This window comes from Pseudomonas sp. SDO52101_S400 (assembly GCF_054071635.1).
Window position 1 is genome coordinate 31,692 of record NZ_JBSVWF010000039.1, and the last position, 22,143, is coordinate 53,834.

21 protein-coding genes are annotated in these 22,143 nt (G+C 60.6%); 14 read left to right on the forward strand and 7 right to left on the reverse strand.

The genetic code is table 11. The features are described from left to right. The first annotated feature begins 4 nt into the window (after positions 1-4). From ACW9HX_RS19505 to rfbA, 3 genes are read left to right on the forward strand one after another with little or no spacing between them, the layout of a single operon-like run. Positions 5-2,182 carry a prenyltransferase/squalene oxidase repeat-containing protein gene (locus ACW9HX_RS19505; RefSeq protein ID WP_457381861.1) on the forward strand — a complete coding sequence of 726 codons (2,178 nt, stop codon included), beginning with the start codon at positions 5-7 and terminating at the stop codon, positions 2,180-2,182. Between the two features lie 54 nt (positions 2,183-2,236). After that, positions 2,237-3,319 (forward strand): dTDP-glucose 4,6-dehydratase, encoded by a 1,083-nt coding sequence (gene rfbB, locus ACW9HX_RS19510; protein ID WP_457381862.1) that lies wholly within the window; start codon positions 2,237-2,239, stop codon positions 3,317-3,319. Positions 3,320-3,361: 42 nt separating this feature from the next. Then, positions 3,362-4,285 carry a glucose-1-phosphate thymidylyltransferase RfbA gene (gene rfbA, locus ACW9HX_RS19515; protein WP_085734075.1) on the forward strand — a complete coding sequence of 308 codons (924 nt, stop codon included), beginning with the start codon at positions 3,362-3,364 and terminating at the stop codon, positions 4,283-4,285. Between the two features lie 108 nt (positions 4,286-4,393). Here rfbA and ACW9HX_RS19520 read toward each other — a convergent pair whose 3' ends face one another. After that, on the reverse strand, positions 4,394-5,530 hold the full coding sequence (locus tag ACW9HX_RS19520) for an LLM class flavin-dependent oxidoreductase (RefSeq protein ID WP_457381863.1): 1,137 nt from the start codon (positions 5,528-5,530) through the stop codon (positions 4,394-4,396). Positions 5,531-5,598: 68 nt separating this feature from the next. Here ACW9HX_RS19520 and ACW9HX_RS19525 point away from each other — a divergent pair, with 68 nt between their 5' ends. The 7 genes from ACW9HX_RS19525 to ACW9HX_RS19555 all read left to right on the forward strand — a co-directional run bounded on the left by ACW9HX_RS19525 (position 5,599) and on the right by ACW9HX_RS19555 (position 14,849). Then, entirely contained in the window at positions 5,599-6,561 is a 963-nt protein-coding gene (locus tag ACW9HX_RS19525) for an NAD(P)-dependent oxidoreductase (protein WP_457381864.1), read from the forward strand. Between the two features lie 229 nt (positions 6,562-6,790). Further along, positions 6,791-7,948 (forward strand): oxidoreductase, encoded by a 1,158-nt coding sequence (locus ACW9HX_RS19530; protein ID WP_457381865.1) that lies wholly within the window; start codon positions 6,791-6,793, stop codon positions 7,946-7,948. Between the two features lie 137 nt (positions 7,949-8,085). Further along, a complete protein-coding gene (locus ACW9HX_RS19535; protein ID WP_457381866.1) occupies positions 8,086-9,186 on the forward strand; it encodes an efflux RND transporter periplasmic adaptor subunit in 1,101 nt (366 codons plus the stop codon). Then, positions 9,183-12,260 (forward strand): MexW/MexI family multidrug efflux RND transporter permease subunit, encoded by a 3,078-nt coding sequence (locus ACW9HX_RS19540; RefSeq protein ID WP_457381867.1) that lies wholly within the window; start codon positions 9,183-9,185, stop codon positions 12,258-12,260. The genes ACW9HX_RS19535 and ACW9HX_RS19540 overlap by 4 nt, the downstream gene beginning before the upstream one ends. A 9-nt stretch (positions 12,261-12,269) precedes the next feature. Beyond that, positions 12,270-13,721, forward strand: coding sequence for an efflux transporter outer membrane subunit (locus ACW9HX_RS19545; protein ID WP_457381868.1), 1,452 nt, complete (start codon positions 12,270-12,272; stop codon positions 13,719-13,721). 129 nt (positions 13,722-13,850) lie between these two features. Next, positions 13,851-14,216: an ArsR/SmtB family transcription factor gene (locus tag ACW9HX_RS19550; protein WP_085713204.1), complete on the forward strand. Its 366-nt coding sequence runs from the start codon at positions 13,851-13,853 to the stop codon at positions 14,214-14,216. Between the two features lie 75 nt (positions 14,217-14,291). Then, positions 14,292-14,849, forward strand: coding sequence for a chorismate--pyruvate lyase family protein (locus ACW9HX_RS19555; protein ID WP_457381869.1), 558 nt, complete (start codon positions 14,292-14,294; stop codon positions 14,847-14,849). A 52-nt stretch (positions 14,850-14,901) separates the two neighbouring features. On the opposite strand, the gene ACW9HX_RS19560 is transcribed toward ACW9HX_RS19555, so the two are convergent. The 5 genes from ACW9HX_RS19560 to ACW9HX_RS19580 form a co-directional block, all read right to left on the reverse strand. Then, complete coding sequence (locus tag ACW9HX_RS19560; RefSeq protein WP_085713206.1) at positions 14,902-15,177, reverse strand: helix-turn-helix domain-containing protein; 276 nt, start codon at positions 15,175-15,177, stop codon at positions 14,902-14,904. A 59-nt stretch (positions 15,178-15,236) separates the two neighbouring features. Beyond that, positions 15,237-15,746 carry a flavin reductase gene (locus ACW9HX_RS19565; RefSeq protein ID WP_007953834.1) on the reverse strand — a complete coding sequence of 170 codons (510 nt, stop codon included), beginning with the start codon at positions 15,744-15,746 and terminating at the stop codon, positions 15,237-15,239. A gap of 146 nt (positions 15,747-15,892) precedes the next feature. Continuing rightward, positions 15,893-16,270 (reverse strand): MerR family transcriptional regulator, encoded by a 378-nt coding sequence (locus tag ACW9HX_RS19570; protein WP_457381870.1) that lies wholly within the window; start codon positions 16,268-16,270, stop codon positions 15,893-15,895. A gap of 52 nt (positions 16,271-16,322) precedes the next feature. After that, positions 16,323-16,898 (reverse strand): NAD(P)H-dependent oxidoreductase, encoded by a 576-nt coding sequence (locus ACW9HX_RS19575; protein ID WP_457381871.1) that lies wholly within the window; start codon positions 16,896-16,898, stop codon positions 16,323-16,325. Positions 16,899-16,943: 45 nt separating this feature from the next. Next, positions 16,944-17,825: a LysR family transcriptional regulator gene (locus tag ACW9HX_RS19580; RefSeq protein ID WP_457381872.1), complete on the reverse strand. Its 882-nt coding sequence runs from the start codon at positions 17,823-17,825 to the stop codon at positions 16,944-16,946. A 246-nt stretch (positions 17,826-18,071) separates the two neighbouring features. On the opposite strand from ACW9HX_RS19580, the gene ACW9HX_RS19585 reads away from it, so the two are divergent. Then, positions 18,072-18,836: a sulfite exporter TauE/SafE family protein gene (locus ACW9HX_RS19585; protein WP_457381873.1), complete on the forward strand. Its 765-nt coding sequence runs from the start codon at positions 18,072-18,074 to the stop codon at positions 18,834-18,836. On the opposite strand, the gene ACW9HX_RS19590 is transcribed toward ACW9HX_RS19585, so the two are convergent. After that, positions 18,826-19,140, reverse strand: coding sequence for a putative quinol monooxygenase (locus tag ACW9HX_RS19590; protein ID WP_457381874.1), 315 nt, complete (start codon positions 19,138-19,140; stop codon positions 18,826-18,828). The genes ACW9HX_RS19585 and ACW9HX_RS19590 overlap by 11 nt on opposite strands. A gap of 201 nt (positions 19,141-19,341) precedes the next feature. Between ACW9HX_RS19590 and ACW9HX_RS19595 the strand changes: the two genes are divergently transcribed. The 3 genes from ACW9HX_RS19595 to ACW9HX_RS19605 all read left to right on the forward strand — a co-directional run bounded on the left by ACW9HX_RS19595 (position 19,342) and on the right by ACW9HX_RS19605 (position 21,901). Continuing rightward, positions 19,342-19,932, forward strand: a complete 591-nt coding sequence (locus ACW9HX_RS19595) for an NAD(P)H-dependent oxidoreductase (RefSeq protein ID WP_457381875.1) — start codon at positions 19,342-19,344, stop codon at positions 19,930-19,932. 60 nt (positions 19,933-19,992) lie between these two features. Next, positions 19,993-20,904: a LysR substrate-binding domain-containing protein gene (locus ACW9HX_RS19600; RefSeq protein WP_457381876.1), complete on the forward strand. Its 912-nt coding sequence runs from the start codon at positions 19,993-19,995 to the stop codon at positions 20,902-20,904. 103 nt (positions 20,905-21,007) lie between these two features. Beyond that, entirely contained in the window at positions 21,008-21,901 is an 894-nt protein-coding gene (locus ACW9HX_RS19605; protein WP_457381877.1) for an NAD-dependent epimerase/dehydratase family protein, read from the forward strand. Positions 21,902-22,143 lie beyond the last annotated feature (242 nt).

The window sequence follows — 22,143 nt, forward strand, 5'->3', positions numbered from 1 at the left end:
CACCATGCCGCTGCATCCGCAGTTTGTATTTGATCAAGGCCTCAAGGACATTGAGTACGGCGGTTTTTTTGCTGTCACCGATGCCGGTGGCGAAGTCGCGATTTCCACTGACAAGCAGTTGCAGGATCAGGTCGCGGCGACGCTCTACCAGGCTGACCACGGCGACGATGGTCAACTGCGTTTCGCCCACGACGGGCTGATGCGTTTGTACGATGCGCCGAACGCCGGTTTTCACGAGCTCGCTGACCGCTACTGGACGCCCCACGGTTCGGGACGTTGCCGCACACTGGCGCTGCAACTGGACGCATTGGCTGCGCTGATTGCCTATCAGCGTCGAGTGCCGCAGGACGCGGCGAACAATGCCGCGATCCACGGTCTGCTGGAAAAGGTCGAAGCGCTTTACGCCCGTTCCACGGTTGCCGGCCTGTACAGCAGCGACTGGTCGACGCCGCTGGAGCTGGCCACTTCGATCGATCTCGACATCAGCGCCACGGCTTTGCTGGCGCGTATCGGCAATGAGCCGTTGGGTCTGGGACTGGTCGGGCACTTGCAGATTCACGCAGAAAATCTGATCGGCCGCGTGGCCGGCAGTGACAGTGCATCCTGTGTCGATGTGTCCCTGACCCGCTGCGCCGTGCGCGCTCAGGTCAGCCTGGTGCTGGCGCGTCTGGCCGATGTGCGGGACGACAACGCGCTGTCGAATCTGGCCCGTTCGTTTCTGCTGCAAACCCTGTCGCTGTTCCGCGATCCGGCCTACGGCGGGTATTGGGACCGGGTGGGCATCAACGGCAAAGTGCGTTGCGACTGGCACACCTCATACAAAAATCACGAGTCGCCATTCCCGATCAAGACCGCCTACGACGTGGCGCTGCTGTTGCAGGCGATCCAGGCCTTGCCGTCTGGCGCGAGTGACGCTGACCGCGCTTCGGTGACGGCAGCCTTGCTGGAGTTTCATGACACTCGCAATGGCGGGCTGTTCATGGGCAAGGGCTATTTCTGGTCGACACCCGATGACCCGACCGTGCCGTTCATTCGGCAGTTCTGGGCGCCGCCGCGTCAGCCGGGGATCTTCAGCATCGGCAACCTGACGTACCTGCCGCTGCACTTGAAGAGCCTGAAAACCCAGCTCGCCGCCGCCCACGCCTTACAGTCCATCGAGCCGGCCGCTGCTGTTGCTCATCATGACGATGCGGCGTTGGTAAACCGTGAACTGCAAGTGATCGATGGCGGTGGCGATGTGCAGCGCATTCACCCGAACGGTGTGCCGACCATCAATGTGGATCTGCAGCGTTATCTGGCGTGGCTGGCCAAGGCTCGGGCGTCGAACGAAACGCCGTACGGGCTGACCGCCGAAACCGCGCCACTGGGTTTTCGTGCCGACAAGACCTGGCAGGTGTTTTCCGGGTTGCACGTGATCTCGGACTTGCATGCTCTGGGTCTGCAAATCGAAAACAAGGCCAGCCTGATCGACTGCATCAGGGCCTCGCAAAACACCGACGGCGGATTCGCCGAGCAGCCGGGGCATCTGAGCGATGTGTTCGCCACCTACTGCGCGGTGTTGTCACTGCGAGTGCTGGGCGCGTTGCCGAACGATATCGGCGGTTGCGTGCGTTACCTGCAAGCGTGTCAGAACCCCGATGGCGGGTTCGGTGATGTGCCGGGTTTCGGCTCGGACATCTGGCACACCAACCTGGCGGTGCTGTCGCTGCATGCGCTCGAAGCCAAGGCCCCGGACGAGCAGGGCGTGATGGCTTTTGCCCTGCGCTGCCGCTCGGCCGATGGCGGTTTCGCCAACAAGCCCGGGTATCCGCCGGACGCCTTTTCGGTGTACCGCGTGGTGTCGACGCTGTTCATTCTCAACCGACGCATCGTCGATGCCGAACAGACCGTCGCCTGGCTGCAAAAGCTGCAACTGGCCAACGGATCGTTCCATTACCGGCCGGGCAAAGCGGTCAGTCTGGTGGGCACTTACATGGCCATTGCGGCGATGTATCTGCTCGATGCGCAGCCAACGTATTTGCAGGAATCGAAAGACTGGATCGCTTCCCATCAGAAGCAGGACGGTGGTTTCGGCCCGCTCAACGCGACCTCGGCGACCACCGATGAAAGCTTCGTCTGCATCCAGACGCTGCTGATTCTCGAACAAGGGCTGTCGCAATACTGGGTCGCGTTGTTGAACTGACCTGCACATAGCATCGAAGGACGTTAAATCATCATTTTGCCAGGGGAGGCGCTGATGAAAATTTTAGTGACAGGGGGCGCGGGCTTCATTGGCTCGGCCGTGGTGCGGTTTCTGATCGAAGAGACCGAATGCGAAGTGATCAACGTCGACAAGCTGACCTACGCCGGCAATCTCGAGTCGCTGGCCGATGTGTCCGACTCGCCGCGTTATCGGTTCTGTCAGGTAGACATCTGTGACAAGCCGGCGCTGGATGAGCTGTTTGCTCGCCTTCAACCGGATGCGGTGATGCACCTGGCCGCCGAGTCCCACGTGGACCGCTCGATCGATGGCCCGCAAGCCTTCATCGAAACCAACATCGTCGGCACCTACACGATGCTCGAAGCCGCACGTGGTTACTGGAACCGGCTGGACGCGGCGCGTCAGGCGGCGTTCCGTTTCCATCACATTTCCACCGATGAAGTTTATGGCGACCTGGAACCCGAAGATCCGGCGTTCACCGAGCGCACGCCGTATGCGCCAAGCTCGCCGTATTCGGCGACCAAGGCCGGCTCAGATCATCTGGTTCGCGCCTGGCATCGCACGTATGGCTTGCCGGTAGTGATGAGTAACTGCTCGAACAATTACGGGCCTTATCACTTCCCGGAAAAACTGATTCCTCACGTCATTCTCAATGCGCTGCAAGGCAAGCCGTTGCCGGTGTACGGCGATGGCGCGCAGATCCGCGACTGGCTGTTCGTTGAAGATCACGCCCGTGCCCTGTATGCGGTGGTGACCCGCGGCGAAGTAGGGCAGACCTACAACATCGGCGGCCACAACGAGAAAACCAACCTGGAAGTCGTGCAAACCCTGTGCGATCTGCTCGAAGCGCGCGGTGCGGAAAAACCGGCAGGCATCGCGCACTTCCGCGACCTGATCACCTTCGTCAAGGATCGTCCGGGCCACGACAAACGCTATGCCGTCGATGCCGGGAAAATCCACGCGACGCTGGGCTGGACACCACAGGAAACCTTCGAAAGCGGCATGAAGAAAACCGTCGACTGGTATCTGGATAACCGCGCCTGGTGGGTGCGGGTGATGTCCGGTGCCTACGCGCTGGAGCGCCTCGGCGAGCAACGCAACGAAGCCCTCGTGGCCTGAACTCTCAGTCATTCAAAACTCACTGCTTGAAAGGAAAAAAGCATGGCCAAGTACAAAGGAATTCTGCTGGCTGGCGGCGCCGGTTCGCGTCTGCACCCGATCACTCTGGGCGTCTCGAAACAGTCGCTGCCGGTGTATGACAAACCGATGATCTATTACCCGCTGTCGGTGCTGATGCTGGCGGAAATCCGCGAGATCCTGATCATCTCCACCCCGGAAGACCTGCCGGGCTTCCAGCGCATGCTCGGCGACGGCAGCCAGTTGGGCCTGAGCCTGAGTTACGCGGTGCAACCGAGCCCGGACGGCCTCGCTCAGGCGTTCATCATCGGTCGTGAGTTCGTCGGTGAAGACAACGTGTGTCTGGTACTCGGCGACAACATTTTCTACGGCGCCGGTTTTGGTGAAACCCTGCTGCAAGCCGCGTCTCGCGATGAGGGCGCCACAGTGTTCGGCTACTACGTGGCCGATCCCGAGCGCTTTGGCGTGGTGGAATTCGATGCTGCCGGCAAGGCCTTGAGCATTTGCGAAAAACCGAGCGATCCGAAGTCCAACTACGCGGTTACCGGTCTGTATTTCTACGACAACGAAGTGCTGCAGATTGCCGCCGACATCAAGCCGTCGCCGCGTGGTGAACTGGAGATTACCGACGTCAACAATGTCTACCTGCAACGCGGCAAGCTGAACGTGTCGGTGATGGGCCGCGGAATGGCCTGGCTGGACACCGGCACCCACGATGCGTTGATGGAAGCCGGCAACTTCGTGCAGGCCATCGAGAAACGCCAGGGTTTGAAAATCGCCTGCCTCGAAGAGATCGCCTATAACAAAGGCTGGATCGACGACGCGCAATTGCTGGTGCACGCGGGCAGCATGAGCAAGACCGGATACGGTCAGTATCTGGCGCGGCTGATCAACGATGATGTGGTGGTTTCGATGGACGCGCAGCGCCCGCTGAAAGGCGCTGCTTGACCGTTGCGAGATCAATGTGGGAGCGGGCTTGCTCGCGAAAGCGGTCTTTCAGTCAACGATGTTGTTGAATGTGACGCCCCCTTCGCGAGCAAGCCCGCTCCCACAGGTTCAGTGGCCGGTCACGCTGTCGAGTTGGGCAGCTTTGACCGTGGAGCTCGGTTCGGCCGATACGGATTGCAAACGCGCCAGGCGATTGGCGTGAGTCGGCGCTTCGGCCGCCAGCGGCGAGCGGCGTTTGCGGGTTTCTTCACGCAGCACCGGCAACACTTCCTTGCCGAACATGTCGAGTTGTTCCAGCACCGTCTTCAGCGGAATACCGCCGTGGTCGAACAGGAACAACTGGCGCTGGTAATCGCCGAAGTGCTCGCGGAAGGTCAGGGTCTTGTCGATGATTTCCTGAGGGCTGCCCACGGCCAGCGGGGTCATTTCCATGAACTCTTCCAGGGATGGACCGTGGCCGTACACCGGCGCGTTATCGAAGTAAGGACGGAACTCCCGACGTGCATCCTGGGAGTTGCGACGCATGAAGATGTGCCCGCCGAGGCCGACGATCGCCTGCTCCGGCGTGCCGTGTCCGTAATGGGCAAACCGCGTGCGGTAGAACTCGACCAGCGCCATGAAATGTTCCCGGGGCCAGAGGATGTGGCTGGCGAAAAATCCGTCGCCGTAATAGGCCGCCTGCTCGGCGATTTCCGGTGTGCGGATCGAGCCGTGCCAGACGAAGGGCGGCAGGTCGTCCAGCGGTCGCGGGATCGACGTGAAGTGGTTCAGCGGTGTGCGAAAGCGCCCGCTCCAGTTGATGTCTTCCTCGCGCCAGAGCCGATGCAGCAGGCGATAGTTTTCCATCGCCAGAGGCAGGGCGTCGGCGATGCTCTTGCCGAACCAGGGATAGACCGGCGCGGTGTTGCCACGGCCGAGCATCAGGTCCATGCGTCCGCCGCAGAGGTTTTGCAGCAGCGAATACTCTTCGGCCAGGCGCACCGGGTCGTTGGTGCTGATCAGCGTAGTGGACGTCGAGAGAATGATGCGCTGCGTTTTCGCTGCGATGTAGGCCAGCAGCGTGGTGGGAGAGGAGGTGATGAACGGGGGATTGTGGTGCTCGCCGGTGGCGAACACGTCCAGTCCGATGTCTTCGGCCTTCTGCGCAATTTGCAGGGTGGCCTGGATGCGCTCGGATTCACTGGGGGTACGGGCGTTGGTAGGGTCCTGTGTGACGTCGCCAACGGTGTAGATCCCGAATTGCATAAAGCCTCCTTGCCTTGGGTAAAGGTACGTTTGAAACCCTTGCCGCGAAGAATGAATCAACGCGGCACTTGAAATGTACGCCTGTACACGTACAATCGCAATCGTGGGTCATTTTACAAACGGATTTGAAGACCTCATCGAGAGAGGAGCGCGACATGGAACTGGGATTTATCGGCTTGGGCACGATGGGTGCGCCGATGGTGCTGAACCTGCTGAAGGCCGGGCATCGGGTCCGCGTGTGGAATCGCTCGTCGGCACCGCTGGCGGAACTGGCCAGGGCTGGCGCCGAACCTGTTGATACACCCGCGTTGGCTGCGCAGGCCGAGGTGCTGATTTCGATGCTCGGCGATGACTCGGCGATCCGCTCGGTGTTTCTCGATTCCGGGGCGCTGGAAGGACTTCAGGCCGGTAGCGTTCACATCAACATGTCCACTGTTTCCGTGGCACTGGCCCGGGAGCTGTCGGCACTGCATGAATCCCGTGGCGTCGATTACGTCTCGGCTCCGGTACTGGGGCGAGTCGATGTGGCGGCCGCCGGCAATCTGAATATCCTCGCCTCCGGGCCTGCCGAAGCACTGGCCCGGGTGCAGCCGCTGTTCGATGTGCTGGGACGCAAGACCTGGCACTTCGGTGAAGCCGCCGACGTGGCGTGCGCCGCCAAACTGTCGGCCAACCTGATGGTCGCTTCGGCGATCGAATCCCTGGCCGAAGCCTCGACCCTGGCCGGTGGCTACGGCATCAGCCGTGCGGCATTCATCGACATGATCACCTCGACGTTGTTCCCCGTTCCGGTCTATCAGGGTTACGGCAAGCAGATGGCCGATGACACATTCGAGCCGGCAGGCTTCAAATTGTCGTTGGGATTGAAGGACGTCCGTCTGGTGCTGGAGGCCGGGGAGGCTGCCCAGGTACCGCTGCCGTTTGCCAGTGTGTTGAAGGACAACTTGCTGGACGGCATGGCCCATGGCCAGGCTGATCAGGACTGGGCCTCGTTGTCGCGGGTCAGTGACCGGCGTGCCGGCGTGAAGTAATCAATCGGATTTAAACGCCGTAACTTGCTTTGCAAGTTCGGGTGGCATCTTGCGCTGTTAATTATTGTCGGACAGTTATTTGCCTTTCACTGAAAAGTGAAAGAAGTCTGAGAATAATGCTTGTCAAATGTACGACTGTAGACGTACATTTTTATCGGGGTTTACAACAATAAAAGTTTGTCTGTTTTTTCGTCTGCTGATCGTAAATAAATAATAGCTAGGAGCCGTTATGAAAAATCTAATGCAATGGAACAGCCTTCCCTCCGAATCCAATGAATGGCTCGAGAAGGTGCGTGCACTGAATCCGCTGATTGTTCAGCACCGCGAGTACAGCGAGCAGACAAATGCGACTCACAAGGATGTGATGTCCCGATTCTTCAAGGACGGTTTTGGCCGTACGTCGGTCTCCCGGGCGTTCGGCGGCTCCCAGGTCGATATCCAGACCACTTCCGCGCTGGTGCTGGAGTTTGCCCGGCACGACGCCTCTCTGTCCTGGCAACTGGCGGTACAAGTGGCGATGGGGCGCCTGTCGGACTACCTGCCGGAAGCCACTTCCGAAGCGATCTACAACCACTGCGACGGTTTCGTGATCGGCGCCATCCACTCCGGTGGCGAAGCGCTGCCAATGGGTGACGATTACCTGCTGAGCGGCAAATGGGCGTTCGCCAGCGGTTCGGCCCACGCCGACTGGCTGGTCTGCACCGCCACCGTCAAGGGCACCGAAAACAACACCACCCCGGAAGTGCGGATGTTCTTCGTCCCCGCCAGCCAGTGCACCATTCTGCCGACCTGGGACACCCTGGGCATGCGCGGCACCGGCAGCCATCACTTCCAGTGCTCCAACGTCATCGTCCACAAGTCGTACTCGCTGGACGTCGAAACCCTGAAGAAATCCCCCGAAGCGCGCAGCTCCCGGGCCTACGCCACCGGTTACTACGAGTTCGGCACTTTGGCGGCGATGTCCACCGTGCTGGGCGTGGCCCGGGCGGCGGTGGATCACTTCCGCAACGACCGTGCGGTCAACACCGACCCAGGTCTGGAAGGGGTGATCTTCGAGAAGACCGGTCGCGCCATCTCGTCGGTACACACCGCACAGTTGCTGCTGGAAGATGCCATCCATCAGGTGATCAATCGCGGTGAAACCATCGGCGAACCGGTCAGCGCCCGCGTCGGTCTGGCAGCGTCGGTGCTGACTGAAAATTCGGTCAATGCAGTCAACCAGATCTACTCGATGGCCGGTTCCAAAGCCGTCTACAAGTCGCACTTCCTGGAACGTTGCTTCCGCGATATTCATACCGGTTCGAAGCACTTCACCCTGTCGCCTTTGAACTTGCACGGTATCGGCAAGTATTACCTGGATAAAACCAACGTACTGGCCGCGGCGTAATAGCGGATAAATAAAAAAGCGGGCGCGTTATAAGTGAGTGTTCACAGGGATCAATAACGCGCCCGTTTCAAGTTGCACCTTTATTTTCTTAAATCTCAAACTTTTGTGCTCGCAGTAAAGAGTCAAGGGAGTGCCACATGCTTGCTCGAAATATTATTAAGTCGCTGGTTTTTATTATTCTGGTCGTGGTGCTGTCCGCCGCGCTGGGCTGGCGTTTCTGGTCTCCGCAACCGGCCGCGGCCGAGCAACGGATTCCCAGCACTCGGGTCGGTCTGGCGGTGGTCAAGAAACAACCGTACACCTACTACCTCGAAGCCATCGGCAAACTCGAGGCGCAGCGTCAGGTGCTGGTGTCGGCCGAAGTCAGCGGCAAAGTGGTGGACATCGATTTCGAGTCCGGTGATGAAGTGAAGGCGGGGCAGGTGCTGCTCAAGCTCAACGACGCACCGGAGCAAGGTGAGCTGGTTCGCCTGAAAGGCGAGTACGAATCGGCCAAGGCGCAGTTTGCCCGTGTCCAGGAGCTGGCCAAGACCGGTGCCGAAAGCCGTCGTGCCTTTGACAGTGCCCGCGCTCAATACGACGCGGCCAAGGGCGACATGGAACGCATGCAGGCACAGATCGCCCAACGGCACATTCGTGCGCCGTTTGCCGGCACCCTCGGCATTCGCCAGGCGCATCTGGGCCAGTACCTGCAAGCCGGCAGCGCGGTGGCGACTCTGACCGATCCGGGCCTGCTGCGCGTCAACTTCACCCTGGCCGAGCGCGATGGCTCCCAGGTGCAACTGGGCCAGACCGTACAGGCCAAGGTCGATGCCTGGGGTGATGCGACCTTCGCCGGCAAGATCGTCGCGGTCGATCCGCAGATCAACCAGTCCCACACCATCAACGTTCAAGCGGTCATCACCGACACACAAAAACGCCTGCGTCCCGGCATGTATGCACGGGTCTCGGTGACCCTGCCGCAGACCGCCGAACTGCTGATTCCGGAAACCGCGATCACCTACAACGCCTACGGCGAGAGCGTGTTCTCGGTCTACACCGACGAGGCCGGCGTGCAGAAGGTCAAGCGTGAAAGCATCAAGGTCGGCGAGCGTCGCAACGGCTGGGCGGTGGTCGACAAGGGCTTGATCGAAGGTGTGCAAGTGGTGACTTCCGGTCAGCTCAAGCTCCACGACGGCGTGGCGGTGGAAGGCGTGCCGGACACGATTGCTCTTAAACTCAGTGGGCTGGAAAAATGAATTTCACCGACCTCTTTCTTCGCCGCCCGGTGCTGGCCGTGGTGGTCAGCACGCTGATCCTGCTGTTCGGGGTGCGTGCGCTGATGAACCTGCCGATCCGCCAGTACCCGATGCTGGAAACGTCGACCATCACGGTCACCACCCAGTATCCCGGCGCTTCTTCGGAACTGATGCAAGGCTTCGTTACACAACCGATCAGCCAGGCCGTGGCCTCGGTCGAAGGCATCGACTATCTGTCGTCGGCCTCGACCCAGGGGCGCAGCCAGGTGACGATCCGCATGGCGCTCAACAGTGACTCCATCGCGGCGCTGACCGAGGTCATGGCCAAGGTCAACCAGATCAAATACCGCTTGCCGAAGGACGCTTACGACCCGGTGGTTGAACGTACTTCCGGCGGCTTCACCAGCGTGGCCTACGTCGCGTTCGCCAGTTCCAACCTGACCATTCCGGAGATGTCGGATTACATCTCCCGCGTCGTCGAGCCGATGTTCGCCGGTATCGAAGGCGTGGCCAAAATCAACATCATGGGCGAGCAGAAACTGTCCATGCGCCTGTGGCTCGATCCGCAGCGTCTGGCCGGTTATGGCATGACCGGGCAGGACGTTTCGGCGGCCATCGAAGGCAACAACTTCCAGGCCGCACCAGGCCAGGTCAAAGGCCTGTACGTGGTCAGCAACCTGCGGGTCAACACTGACCTGAACAGCGTCGAAGATTTCCGCGACATGGTGCTGCGCAACGACAACGGCCACATCATCCGTGTGCGTGACGTCGGCACCGTGGAACTGAACGCAGCCTCCACCGACACCAGCGGTGCAATGAGCGACGTACCGGCACTGTTTCTCGGTCTGGACGCGGCACCGACCGGCAACCCGCTGGTCATCGTCAAACGCGTGCGTGAATTGCTTCCGCAGATCCAGGAAACCCTGCCACCGGGCGTGACCGTGCAGATCCCGTTCGAAGTGGCGCACTTCATTCAGTCGTCGATCGACGAGGTGAGCTACACCCTGCTCGAAGCGCTGGTGATTGTGGTGCTGGTGATTTACCTGTGCCTGGGTACGTTCCGCACCGTGCTGATTCCGCTGGTGACCATTCCGCTTTCGATGCTCGGCGCGGCGATGCTGATGCAGATGTTCGGTTTCAGCCTCAACCTGCTGACCTTGCTTGCCATGGTGCTCGCCATCGGGTTGGTGGTGGACGACGCCATCGTTGTGGTGGAAAACGTTCACCGTCACATCGAAGAGGGCAAGACACCGTTCGACGCTGCATTGATCGGCGCCCGTGAAGTGGCCGGGCCGGTGGTGGCGATGACCTTTACCCTGGCGGCGGTGTACGCGCCGATCGGTCTGATGGGCGGCCTCACCGGCACGCTGTTCAAGGAGTTCGCGCTGACCCTGGCCGGCGCCGTGGTGATTTCCGGCATCGTCGCCCTGACCCTGTCGCCGATCATGAGCACCCGTCTGCTGGACGCGAAAACCAGCGAAGGCTTCATGGCGGTCAAGGCGGATCGTTTCTTCCAGTACCTGTCCCGTCGTTATGGCGCGTTGCTCGGCGGTTCGCTGGCACGGCGCTGGATCAGCCTGAGTGTGGCGCTGGTGATTTTCTTCAGCCTGCCGTTCCTCTATCGCTCGGCGCAGACTGAACTGGCGCCGCTGGAAGACCAGAACATCCTGCTGACCGCGATCAAGGCGCCGCAGCACGCCAACCTGAATTACCTGGAAGCCTACGCCCACGAACTCTACAAAACCTTCAACGAAATCCCCGAGGGTTATAGCAACTGGGTGGCGAACGGTTCCGACGGTCTGTCCAACAGCGTCGGCGGGATCAACCTGGTGGACTGGGAAAAACGCGGCCGCGATGCCAACACCATCCAGCCTGACTTGCAGGCGCGGGTGAACCAGATCGAAGGCACGAGCATTTTCGTGTTCCAGATGCCGCCGTTGCCGGGTTCCACCGGTGGTCTGCCGGTGCAGATGGTGATCCGCAGCGATCAGGACTATCTGGCGCTGTACAACGAGATGGACCAGCTCAAGAAAGCGGCTCAGGCCAGCGGTCTGTTCGCGGTGGTCGACAGTGATCTGGACTTCAACAACCCGGTGGTAGAAATCCAGGTTGACCGGGCCAAGGCCAACGCCTTGGGCATCCGCATGCAGGACATCGGCGAGACGCTCAACAGCCTGATCGGCGAGAAGTACGTCAACCGGTTCTCGTTCCACGGTCGCTCTTATGACGTGATCCCGCAGTCGGTGTCGGCAGATCGCCTGACTCCGGAAACCCTGAAGCTGTATTACGTGAAAGACCAGAAGGGCAATCCGGTGCCGCTGTCGACGCTGGCCACTCTCAGCGTGAAGGTCGAGCCGAATCGCCTGACCCAGTTCAACCAGCAGAACTCCGCCACGTTCCAGGCCATTCCGGCGCCGGGCGTGACCTTGGGTGATGCGGTGGGCTTCCTGCAGAAACAATCGGAAAACTTCCCGGCCGGCTTCAGTTTCGACTGGCAGTCCGACGCCCGCCAATACGTGCAGGAAGGCAACAGCCTGGCGTTCACCTTCGGCCTGGCCCTGGTGATCATCTATCTGGTGTTGAGCGTGCAGTACGAGAGCTTCCGCGACCCGTTCATCATTCTGATCAGCGTGCCGCTGTCGATCTGCGGGGCTTTGGTGCCGCTGGCGCTGGGCATGACTTCGATGAACATCTACACCCAGATCGGCCTGATCACGCTGATCGGTCTGATCAGTAAGCACGGGATCCTGATGGTCGCGTTCGCCAACGAGTTGCAGCGCCAGCAAGGCATGGACCGCGTGCAAGCCATTCAGCACGCCGCGCAGGTGCGTCTGCGGCCGATCCTGATGACCACCGCTGCCATGGTGGTCGGCCTCGCGCCGCTGTTGTTCGCCAGCGGTGCCGGCGCCAACAGCCGCTTCGGCCTGGGCCTGGTGATTGTGGTGGGGATGCTGATCGGCACCTTGTTCACCCTGTTCATTCTGCCTTCGGTGTACACGCTGCTCAGTTCGATCAAGCAGCCGAGCCACGCACCCGAAGCCGAACCGGCCGGTGTGCCGCAACCCATCCTGTGAGGACGTGACATGTATTCGATTACACGTTTGATGCTGGCGCCCCTGGCGGCGTCCATCCTGTTGGCGGCGGGTTGTGTGAACTACGCCGGGATCGATCATCAGGGCAAATTGCTGGCGGTCGGCGATGCGCCGTCCGACAGCCTGAAAGACAAGCTGCCACCGGCCCAATGGCCCCGTGCGGACTGGTGGACGTCGCTGGGCGATTCACGTCTGGGCGCGTTGATCGAAGAGGCGTATGCCAGCAACCCGGATTTGCAGGAAGTCGCTGCCCGGGTCGCCAAGGCCAATGCATTTCTCGATCTGCGCGATGCCGAGCGTTACCCGGAAATGGACGCGTCGGCGGGTGTCACTCGCGGCCGGCTGTCGCGCTTCGAGGACTACAGCGGCGAGGGTGAAAAGTACTTCACCGCACGCAATCTGGCGGTGAACTTCAGCTACACCTTCGACCTCTGGGGCGGCCAGCGTGCCGCCTGGGAATCGGCGCTCAACAGTGCGAGGGCGGCAGAAGTCGATCTGCAATCGTCGCGGCTGATTCTGGCGGTCAACGTGGCCAAGGCCTACAACCAATTGGCGTACGCCTGGCAGGTGTCGGAGCTGAACCAGCGTGATCTCGAACGCTTGAGCAAACTGGTGGAACTGACGAATTCGCGCTACGGCTCGGGTCTCGACAACCTGTCGCAACTCAAGCAGGTGCAGAGTCTCAAGGCGCGTTCGGAATCGACCCTGATCGGCGCCAACGAAGACATCGAAATCGCTCGGCTGCAATTGTCGGCGCTGATCGGCAAGGGCGTCGATCGTGCGCACACGCTTGAGCGGCCATCGAATCTGCAGGCCAGCGTGGTGGCATTGCCGGCGCAGTTGCCGGCCCAGTTGCTCGGCCGTCGTCCGGACATCGTTGCGGCGCGCTGGCGGGTGGAGGCCGAGAGCAAGAACGTCGAGGCGGTGAAGACCACGTTCTACCCGAACATCAACCTGGTGGCGGCGGCGGGTTCCCATGCCTTGATCGGTGATGCGATGTTCGCCGGGGTCAGCAAGTTCTGGAACGTGGCGCCGACGGTGTCGCTGCCGATCTTCGATGCGGGGCGTCTGCGCTCGGATCTGAAGGCCGGCAACGCTGAACTCGACAGTTCGATTGCCCAATACAACCGGGTGTTGAATTCGGCGCTGCATGAGGTGGCGATTTCGGTGACGCAGCTGCGTTCTTTCGAGCAGCAGATTGTCGTGCAGCGCGATGCCTGTTCGATTGCGCAGTCGTCTTACGATCTGTCGCAGTCGCGCTACAAGGCCGGGGAGGACACGTTCCTCGATGCCCTGAATATCGAGCAACAATTGATTCAGGACGAAATGCGCCTGGCCTTCCTCAACAGCAAGCACATCGACAGTTCGGTTTCGTTGATGGCAGCGCTGGGCGGCGGGTTCCAGGCCCCTGCGCTGGAGACGGCACAGAGCAGTGCTCTGTAGTGTTTTCCGGGACGCCGCCTTCAGGGCGGCTGTCGCGGGAAAAAAGCATCTTGTGTATAGTCTTACTGTTCTCGTATAGACGAATACAAGACGGATTTTTCCCGCCTATATCATCAAGGGTACCTACCTATGAACGTCCCGAATCATCCCAATCAGGATCAGATCCTTCTGGAAAATGTGCTGAATGCATTGGGAAGCCCGCTACGCCTGACCGTGTTGAAAGTGTTGTCCGATGGCCAGGAACACCCATGCGGCCGGATCCTCAAGGGCGCATCGAAGTCGACCATGACCCACCACTGGCGGGTTCTGCGCGACAGCGGTCTGATTTGGCAACGCCCCTACGGTCGGGAAAACCTGCTGTCCTTGCGTCGTGAAGACATGGACGTGCGTTTCCCTGGCCTGCTCGATTCGCTGCTGTCGGCGGTCAAGACCGATGAACAGACCATCAGCGTCATCAGCAAACACGAAGTGACCGAAGAAAACGGAACCGAGTGACAGACACCGCCGGTGAAGGGTTGGCCTTCCACGGCAACCAATCAATTCACCATCACCAGGAAGGTGTGTGCGGGTATGGATACAAGTCATTACTGGTCGTCGCGACCCCTGTCGGATTTGACCGGCTCCGAGCATCACTGGCTGTTTTTGCCCGGGGCCTTGACCCCGCGTCTGAAAGCCATGGGCGACTATTCAATCGAAGTGGTCGAGCAGTCCCATGGCCCGCTCAATCCTGAAGAAGCGCAAGCGCTGAACGTGCCGCCGATGACCATCGGCTGGGTGCGCGAGGTAGTGATGAAACTGGATGGCGAGGCCTGCGTCACTGCGCGCAGCCTGACCAGCGTGCCGGCGCTGAATGGCGATTGGTCGGATCTCAACGGTTATGGTCGTCGACCGCTGGCGGAGATTCTCTACACGTCGGAGCAAACTCTGCGCGAGCCCTTCCAGTGCGCCTTGCTGCCCCCCGGCGCACCGTTGGCGGCGTTGTCCTATCGCTACGCGCCGCAGGCCAAACGTCTGCTGGCCCGGCGTTCGCGCTTCACCCGCAATGGCTCGGCGCTGCTGGTCAGCGAGTGTTTTTTGCCGGCGTTCTGGGCACGGGTCGAGTACGCTCAGGCGCTCAAATCGGCCTGACAAAATGAAACCTGCGGGAGCGAACTCCCGCAGGTTTTTTTTCGCAATTTGTTCAGAGCCGGATGACCGCTTCGATTTGCTTGATAGCCGGCGTCAGCGCTTGCGCCAGTTCCTCGGCTTTCGAGGTTGGGCGCATGGTTCTGGATGAACGCAGAAACAGAGGATCATCGAACCGCTTGCGCAGGCGTGCCAGCGATCCGCTGATGGCGGGTTGTTTGACGTGCAGTCGTTCGGCCGTGCGTGACACGCTGCGTTCGCGGAACAGCACCAGGAAAATGATGATCAGGTTCAGGTCGATATCCGCGAAGTTGTCTTCATTGAATAGCATGGTTACATCCCTGTCATGACCCGCCGGCTAGCAATCTGCGATGCCGGCGGGTGTCTGGATCACTGCTCGGGTGCCAGGCGCAGTTCGTCGTTCAGACGGTAGTAACTGCGGTTGAAGTAGACCAGGCCTTCCGTGGCCTCGCTGTGTTGCTGCAGTTCGAGGATTTCACAGTAGAAGATGCTGTGGGTGCCCACTTCATCGACCTTGCTGACCCGACAATCGAGGCTGACCAGCGCCTCTTCGATCACCGGCGAACCGGTCTTGAGAGTCTGGCAATTCACGCTGGAAAAACGCTCCTGCATGCTCAACTGCCGATTGGCGAACGCCCCTGATGTCGACTGATGATCGCCGGTCAGGACGTTCACGCACAGCACGCCATTGGTCTTGAAATGCTCGTGATTGGACGACGAGCGATTGACGCACACCAGCAGCGTGGGCGGTGAGTCCGTCACGCTGCACACCGCCGAGGCGGTAAAGCCGAAACGCCCCGCAGGGCCATCGGTCGTGACGATGGTGACGGCACTCCCCAGCATCGCCATTGCATTACGAAACTCCGTTGAATCAACCATCGCGTCACCTCATTCCATGTAGGTTTAATGGAGCCGATCCGTTCTTCCTTGTCCGTTGTCGTTGTGCGAAAACGGGTATCGGGCAACACGTTCGCTCTGGCGATATAGTACGTATGTATACGTACCTTGCAAGCTATTCCTTGTGCTTATTTTGCAGTCGATACGCTCGACAGGCATTGCTGTTGCGCGTGTTCAAGACTGACTTCCAGCGCGCTCAGTTGCTCTTGCTGTCGGGTGAGCGTGAGGAGCTGCGCTGCGATCTCTTGCTGCTTGCCGGCAATCGCGTGGCGGGCCTTTTCATAGGGCGTCAATTCGGGGTGGCCGGCAAAGATCGTCTGCAATTCCCTCAGGCGAAAACCCAGCGCCTGGGCACACTTGATAAAGCTCAGCAGTTCGACCGTCTGCGGATCGTAAACCCGGTATTTTCCCTGGCGCCGCGCCTCGGGCAACAGACCGATCGATTCGTAATGGCGGATGGTCTTGATCGTGGTTCCCGAACGTTGTGCGGCCTGGCCGATGTACATGTGCAAATCCCTTTTTCTCCGTCAGCGGACATTCGCAGCAATAACGGAAAACTCAATGGCGGGCAATGGAACCGGCCTGCTTCAGCCAGGTTTCACGCTGATGGTCGCTGGCGCCGAGCACTGGTCCGAAGGTCAATGTGCGCCGGGGTTCGATACCGCAGAACGCCAGTGTGTTCTTGCGCACCTCATGCAGGCCGGGCATGCGATAGATCCAGCGGTAATACCAGGGCGGCGTGTCCATGGTGACCAGCAAATGGGCGCTGCGACCGTGCAGGAGTTTGTCGGGAAACGCTTTGCCCTCGCGGTATTTGAACGCGAAGCCCGGGAGCAGGACCCGGTCGAAAAAACCTTTGAGCAGCGCCGGAATCCCGCCCCACCAGATCGGGTACACCAGCGTCAGGTGTTCGGCCCACAGCAAGTCGGCCTGAGCCTGGAGCAGATCCGGTTCAAGTGTCTGAGCTCGGCTGTAACCGTCGCGCAGAACCGGGTCGAAATCGAGCTGGCCGAGGAACAGTTGTCGCACCTCGTGCCCGGCTTCTCGGGCCGAGGCCAGGTAGTGTCCGGCCAGTGCGGCGCAGAAACTTTCGCTGGATGGATGGCCGAGAATCAGCAGGATTCGCTTGCCCATGATGACTGTCCCTGAAGAAGAAACCTCAAGGGTAAAGTCTGCCCCTCAGGGCAGAGTCAAGGCGTCCAGCAAGGCGCGGGCGTAGGCGGGGAGTGCGGCGAAGTCCCGGGCGCACAGCAAAAGTTTGCGCCTGGCCCACGCTTCATTCATCGGCAGGGTCTTGAAGGCTTGCGGCGCGGCACGCTGAACCGCCGCCAGCGGCACGATGCCCAGACCGGCACCTCGGGCCACCATGCGCATTACGCCATCGAAACCATCGGCACGGATGCGGATCTGCATTCGCGAGCCGCTGTGCAGCGCCTGTTCCTCCAGATACACCGCCAGCGCGCTGTCGGCATGCAGCCCGACGAAGTCGTGACGCAAAGCGTCGCTGAAACTGACTTCCGTCGCGTCAGACAGTGGATGTTCCAGAGGCAGAATCAGTACTAGTGGGTCGTCGCGAAAGTCTCGGGTCTGTAAGTCGGTGGTGTCGATCGCGTCGGACACAATGCCCAGATCAGCCGCCCCCTGGCGCAAGGCATGGGTGATGCGAGCGCTGGGCAACTCCTGCAAATCGATATCGAGATTGGGATGCTCACGCAGGAAATCCGCCAGCACCTCCGGCAAGTATTCGCTGAGCGCCGTGGTGTTGCACAACAGACGTACCTGGCCTTTGACGCCGCGCGCGTATTCGGCCAGGTCCTGTTGCAGACGTTCGGCCTGTTGCAGCAAGACGCGTGCGTGCTGCGCCAGGGCTTTGCCGGCCGGCGTCGGCGTAACGCCACGGCGCCCGCGCTCAAGGAACTCGGTGCCCAGCGACGCTTCCATGGCGCGGATCCGCGCACTGGCTGCCGGCAGCGACAGATGACTGCGGGCGGCGCCGGCGGTGATGTTGCCGCTGTCGAGAATGTGCAGGTACAGGCGAAGGTCGGTGAGGTCGAAGTGCATTCCGGACAGCCTCAATATCAGTGGTGTCAGCCCCGACGCCTTCGCGGGCAAGCCCGCTCCCACAGGTCCGATGTCGAACACAAGTTCTGCGTACAACACAGACACTGTGGGAGCGGGCTTGGTCCGGGCGGCGATCCGACGAAGAGGCCAGTGGCCGCAAAAAATCTACTAGCCTCAGTCAGGGCGAGAGGCTGCCTCAGTGTATGACAGATTTTCAGTTCACCCGCGCAGGCGCACAGTATCGCCATGAACGCATTCGCAGATTTTTATCAAAACCTCGGTCTGGCCCTGTCTTTGCTGGTGCTGATGACCTTCGTCATCGCCGGTCTGGTGAAAGGCGTGATCGGCCTCGGCCTGCCCACCGTCGCCATGGGCCTGCTCGGTCTGGCTATGGCGCCGTCGCAGGCTGCGGCGTTACTGATCATTCCGGCAACCTTGACCAACGTCTGGCAACTGGCGTTCGGCGGGCATTTGCGCGGCCTGGTGAAACGGCTGTGGCCGATGCTGCTGGCGATCTTTTTCGGTACGGCCATCGGCACCTTGTGGGTCGGCATGGCAGGCGGGCATTGGGTGGTGCGCGGGCTCGGCGCGGCGTTATTGCTTTATGCGTTGAGCGGATTGTTCCTGCCGACGCTGAGTGTCAGTCGCCGCCATGAACCGTGGCTGGGGCCGCTGTGTGGCGTGGTCACCGGCGTCATCACTTCGGCCACCGGCGTGTTCGTGATTCCGGCGGTGCCGTACCTGCAGGCCTTGGGTTTGAGCCGCGATGAACTGGTTCAGGCGCTGGGCCTGTCCTTCACCGTGTCGACCCTGGCGCTGGCCGGTGGATTGCTCTGGCGCGGTTCACTTGGCGGCGCGGAACTGAGCGCCTCCTTGCTGGCGCTGATCCCGGCGATGCTTGGCATGCTGCTCGGCCAATGGCTGCGCCAGCGCATCAGCGCCGTGCTGTTCAAGCGGGTTTTCTTCATTGGTCTGGGCGCGCTCGGCGCCCATCTGTTGATCAGCGGTTAGCGGACGAATCGCTGAGCATGTCGATCGGACGGATATCGAAATCCCGCTCCAGATACTCCATGCGCTGGGCCAGGAATTGCTGCATGTGCGGCAGGTTCGAGTGCACGTCCAGATGCGCCTGGCTTTCCCAGATCTCGTAGAAGATGAACAGGGTTGGATCTTCCTTGTCGCGCAGCATGTGGTACTCGATGCAGCCGGGTTCCGCGCGGCTCGGCTCAACATAAGCGCGGAAAAACGCTTCGAAGGCCTCGGCTTTTTCCGGGCGGGTCTTGGCGTGCAGGATGAAACCCTGGCGTTCGCTCATCGCAAAAAACTCCTCAGATTCAGATGGCGGCCAATCCTAAGGCAACAATCGGCAATCGATTCGTGCGTTTTACTCAAATGAATTTTGCGCAACCGCGGCTTATTCCGCGCGAGGTGGATCGCTAATCTGCCGCCATTCAATTTTTCCCCTTCTCCATCCAGCGCTCTGCGCTGCGCATCGGAATCCGATCGAGGCTCTCCCATGAAAAAAGTGCTGTTGCTCAATGGCGGTAAAAAATTCGCCCACTCCGACGGTCGCTACAACACCACCCTGCACGAAGCGGCGCTGAGCGTGCTGGATCGCGGCGGTGTCGACGTCAAGACCACCTTCATCGACGAGGGCTACGACATCGCCGAAGAAGTCGCCAAATTCCTCTGGGCCGACGTGATCATCTATCAGATGCCGGGCTGGTGGATGGGCGCGCCGTGGACCGTGAAAAAGTACCTCGACGAAGTCTTCACCGAAGGCCACGGCAGCCTCTACGCCAGCGATGGTCGCACCCGTTCCGACTCGTCGCAGAAGTACGGCAGCGGCGGTCTGATCCAGGGCAAGCAGTACATGCTGTCGCTGACCTGGAACGCGCCGCAGCAGGCGTTCGATGATCCGACCGACTTCTTCGAAGCCAAAGGTGTGGACGCGGTGTACTTTCCGTTCCACAAGGCCAACCAGTTCCTCGGCATGACCGGCCTGCCAACGTTCCTCTGTGTGGACGTGATGAAGCGCCCGAACATCGAGGCGGACGTGGCGCGCTACGAGCAGCATCTGAGCGAGGTGTTTGGCCTCAAGGCCTGACGCTCGGCTACTATCGAAGGCCTGAGCTTGCGCAGCAGGCCTTTCGATTCGAGGACACCCGTGAAAGCCAGATCCGATGAGTTGCAGATTTTCGTCTGCGTGATCGAATGCGGTTCGATCTCCGCCGCCGCCGAGCAGGTCGGACAGACGCCGTCGGCGGTCAGTCGCACCTTGTCGCGGCTGGAAGCCAAGCTCGACACCACGCTGATCAACCGCACCACGCGGCGCATGGACCTGACCGAGGAGGGCAAGTATTTCTTCGAACAGGCCAAGCTGATTCTCGACCAGATGGATCAATTGGAAGAGCGCCTCTCCTCGCGCCAGCAAACCCCGTCAGGACGACTACGCATCAACGCGGCATCGCCGTTCATGCTCCACGCCATCGTGCCGTACATCGACGAATTCCGGCGGCTGTACCCGGACATCCAGCTCGAACTCAACAGCAATGACCTGATCATTGACCTGCTGGAACAAAGCACCGACGTCGCCATCCGCATCGGCACCCTCGCCGATTCGACGTTGCATGCCCGCTCGCTCGGTTGCAGTCCGCTGCTGATCGTCGCCAGCCCCGCGTATCTGGAAAAGCACGGCGCGCCGGTCGAAGTGGCTGACCTCAGCCAACATATCTTGCTCGGCTTCACCCAGAACGAAGGCCTCAACCAGTGGCCGCTGCGTTATGTGCACGGCGATCGCTGGCCGATCACCCCGGCGATCAGCGCCTCCAGCGGCGAGACGGTTCGGCATCTGGCGCTGGAAGGCCAGGGCATTGCCTGTCTTTCGCATTTCATGACCATCGACGACATTCGCACCGGGCGCCTCAAGGTGTTGCTGGCGGAATTCAACAGCGGTTATCGCCAGCCGATCAACGCGGTGTACTACCGCAACTCGCAGCTGGCGCTGCGAATTCAGTGCTTCCTGGATTTCATCCAGAGCAAACTGGCGGCTTACGCCAGCGCCGATTTCAAAGGCTGATTCGTGATCCCTGCGCAAGAGTGAATTGGTTGAGGGCGGGTTTTTCCACCGGGCTCGGCGGTCGATACTCGCTCCATCATTTATTCACGCAGGGAGTTTCTCCATGAACGTATTCGTCACCGGCGCTGCCGGTTTTATCGGCGGCTCCATCGCCACCGGTCTGATCCAGGCCGGGCACACCGTCACAGGTCTGGTGCGCAGCGCCGAGCAGGCTGATGAGTTGAAAGCACTGGGCATCAGCCCGGTGATCGGTACCCTCGACGACAAGGCACTGCTGGCCGAGCAGGCCCGCGCCGCCGACGCTGTGATCAACGCAGCCAGCAGCGACCATCGCGGCGCCGTCGAAGCCTTGCTCGATGCCCTGCGCGGCTCGAACAAAGTGTTCCTGCACACCAGCGGTTCGAGCATCGTCGGCGATGCCTCGGGCGGTAAATCCAGCGAAGTCATTTACTTCGAAGACAACCTGCCGGAGCCCACCGTCGACAAGGCCGCACGGGTGGCCATCGACAACCTGATCCTCGCGGCTGCGAAGGACGGCGTGAACTCGGCCGTCATCTGCAACACCCTGATCTACGGCCACAGCCTGGGCGTCAATCGCGACAGCGTGCAGTTGCCGCGCCTGTTGAAACAGGCACGCAAAAGCGGCGTGGTGCGTCACGTCGGCACCGGCCAGAACATCTGGTCCAACGTGCACATCGAAGACGTGGTGGCGCTGTACCTGCTGGCCCTGACCAAAAACGTCCCGGGCACGTTCTACTTTGTCGAAAGCGGCGAAGCGTCGTTCATCGACATGACCACCGCCATGGCCGAAGCCCTGAACCTGGGCCAGCCGCAAGACTGGTCGCTGAAAGACGCCGAAGCCGAGTGGGGCTACGAAATGGCCAACTATGGCCTGGGCTCCAACAGCCGGGTACGCGGCAAAAACGCCCGCGAACTGTTGGGCTGGGCGCCAAAGCGCACGTCGGTGGTTGATTGGATTCGCAACGAAATGGTGTGAGCCCACACACCATTCTTGAACCTGTTGGAGCCAACCGGCTCCCACAGGTTTTTTTGTGCCCCGGAAAAGAAGGACAGGGTGCCGAGGCTCATCGAAACGTTCAGAAATTTCCTACTAGTCTGGTCCCCGCACAGACATGGCCAACGCAGCTGGCCGGTTTGTAGGATAGCGGGCACCCACTGGTTGTCTGGCCATGAGGCCAGGTCGGTGGGTAACGCCCGTGGAATTTTTCTGCAAAAAGG

Bases quoted from the DNA above. Each gene is read 5' to 3' on its own strand.
- ACW9HX_RS19580 (WP_457381872.1), bottom strand. From the start codon at position 17,825: ATGCACTTCGACCTCACCGACCTTCGCCTGTACCTGCACATTCTCGAC.
- rfbB (WP_457381862.1), top strand. From the start codon at position 2,237: ATGAAAATTTTAGTGACAGGGGGCGCGGGCTTCATTGGCTCGGCCGTG.
- ACW9HX_RS19575 (WP_457381871.1), bottom strand. From the start codon at position 16,898: ATGGGCAAGCGAATCCTGCTGATTCTCGGCCATCCATCCAGCGAAAGT.
- ACW9HX_RS19555 (WP_457381869.1), top strand. From the start codon at position 14,292: ATGGATACAAGTCATTACTGGTCGTCGCGACCCCTGTCGGATTTGACC.
- ACW9HX_RS19540 (WP_457381867.1), top strand. From the start codon at position 9,183: ATGAATTTCACCGACCTCTTTCTTCGCCGCCCGGTGCTGGCCGTGGTG.
- ACW9HX_RS19545 (WP_457381868.1), top strand. From the start codon at position 12,270: ATGTATTCGATTACACGTTTGATGCTGGCGCCCCTGGCGGCGTCCATC.
- ACW9HX_RS19535 (WP_457381866.1), top strand. From the start codon at position 8,086: ATGCTTGCTCGAAATATTATTAAGTCGCTGGTTTTTATTATTCTGGTC.
- ACW9HX_RS19520 (WP_457381863.1), bottom strand. From the start codon at position 5,530: ATGCAATTCGGGATCTACACCGTTGGCGACGTCACACAGGACCCTACC.
- rfbA (WP_085734075.1), top strand. From the start codon at position 3,362: ATGGCCAAGTACAAAGGAATTCTGCTGGCTGGCGGCGCCGGTTCGCGT.
- ACW9HX_RS19530 (WP_457381865.1), top strand. From the start codon at position 6,791: ATGAAAAATCTAATGCAATGGAACAGCCTTCCCTCCGAATCCAATGAA.
- ACW9HX_RS19595 (WP_457381875.1), top strand. From the start codon at position 19,342: ATGAAAAAAGTGCTGTTGCTCAATGGCGGTAAAAAATTCGCCCACTCC.
- ACW9HX_RS19570 (WP_457381870.1), bottom strand. From the start codon at position 16,270: ATGTACATCGGCCAGGCCGCACAACGTTCGGGAACCACGATCAAGACC.
- ACW9HX_RS19585 (WP_457381873.1), top strand. From the start codon at position 18,072: ATGAACGCATTCGCAGATTTTTATCAAAACCTCGGTCTGGCCCTGTCT.
- ACW9HX_RS19590 (WP_457381874.1), bottom strand. From the start codon at position 19,140: ATGAGCGAACGCCAGGGTTTCATCCTGCACGCCAAGACCCGCCCGGAA.
- ACW9HX_RS19565 (WP_007953834.1), bottom strand. From the start codon at position 15,746: ATGGTTGATTCAACGGAGTTTCGTAATGCAATGGCGATGCTGGGGAGT.
- ACW9HX_RS19605 (WP_457381877.1), top strand. From the start codon at position 21,008: ATGAACGTATTCGTCACCGGCGCTGCCGGTTTTATCGGCGGCTCCATC.
- ACW9HX_RS19550 (WP_085713204.1), top strand. From the start codon at position 13,851: ATGAACGTCCCGAATCATCCCAATCAGGATCAGATCCTTCTGGAAAAT.
- ACW9HX_RS19560 (WP_085713206.1), bottom strand. From the start codon at position 15,177: ATGCTATTCAATGAAGACAACTTCGCGGATATCGACCTGAACCTGATC.
- ACW9HX_RS19505 (WP_457381861.1), top strand. From the start codon at position 5: ATGCCGCTGCATCCGCAGTTTGTATTTGATCAAGGCCTCAAGGACATT.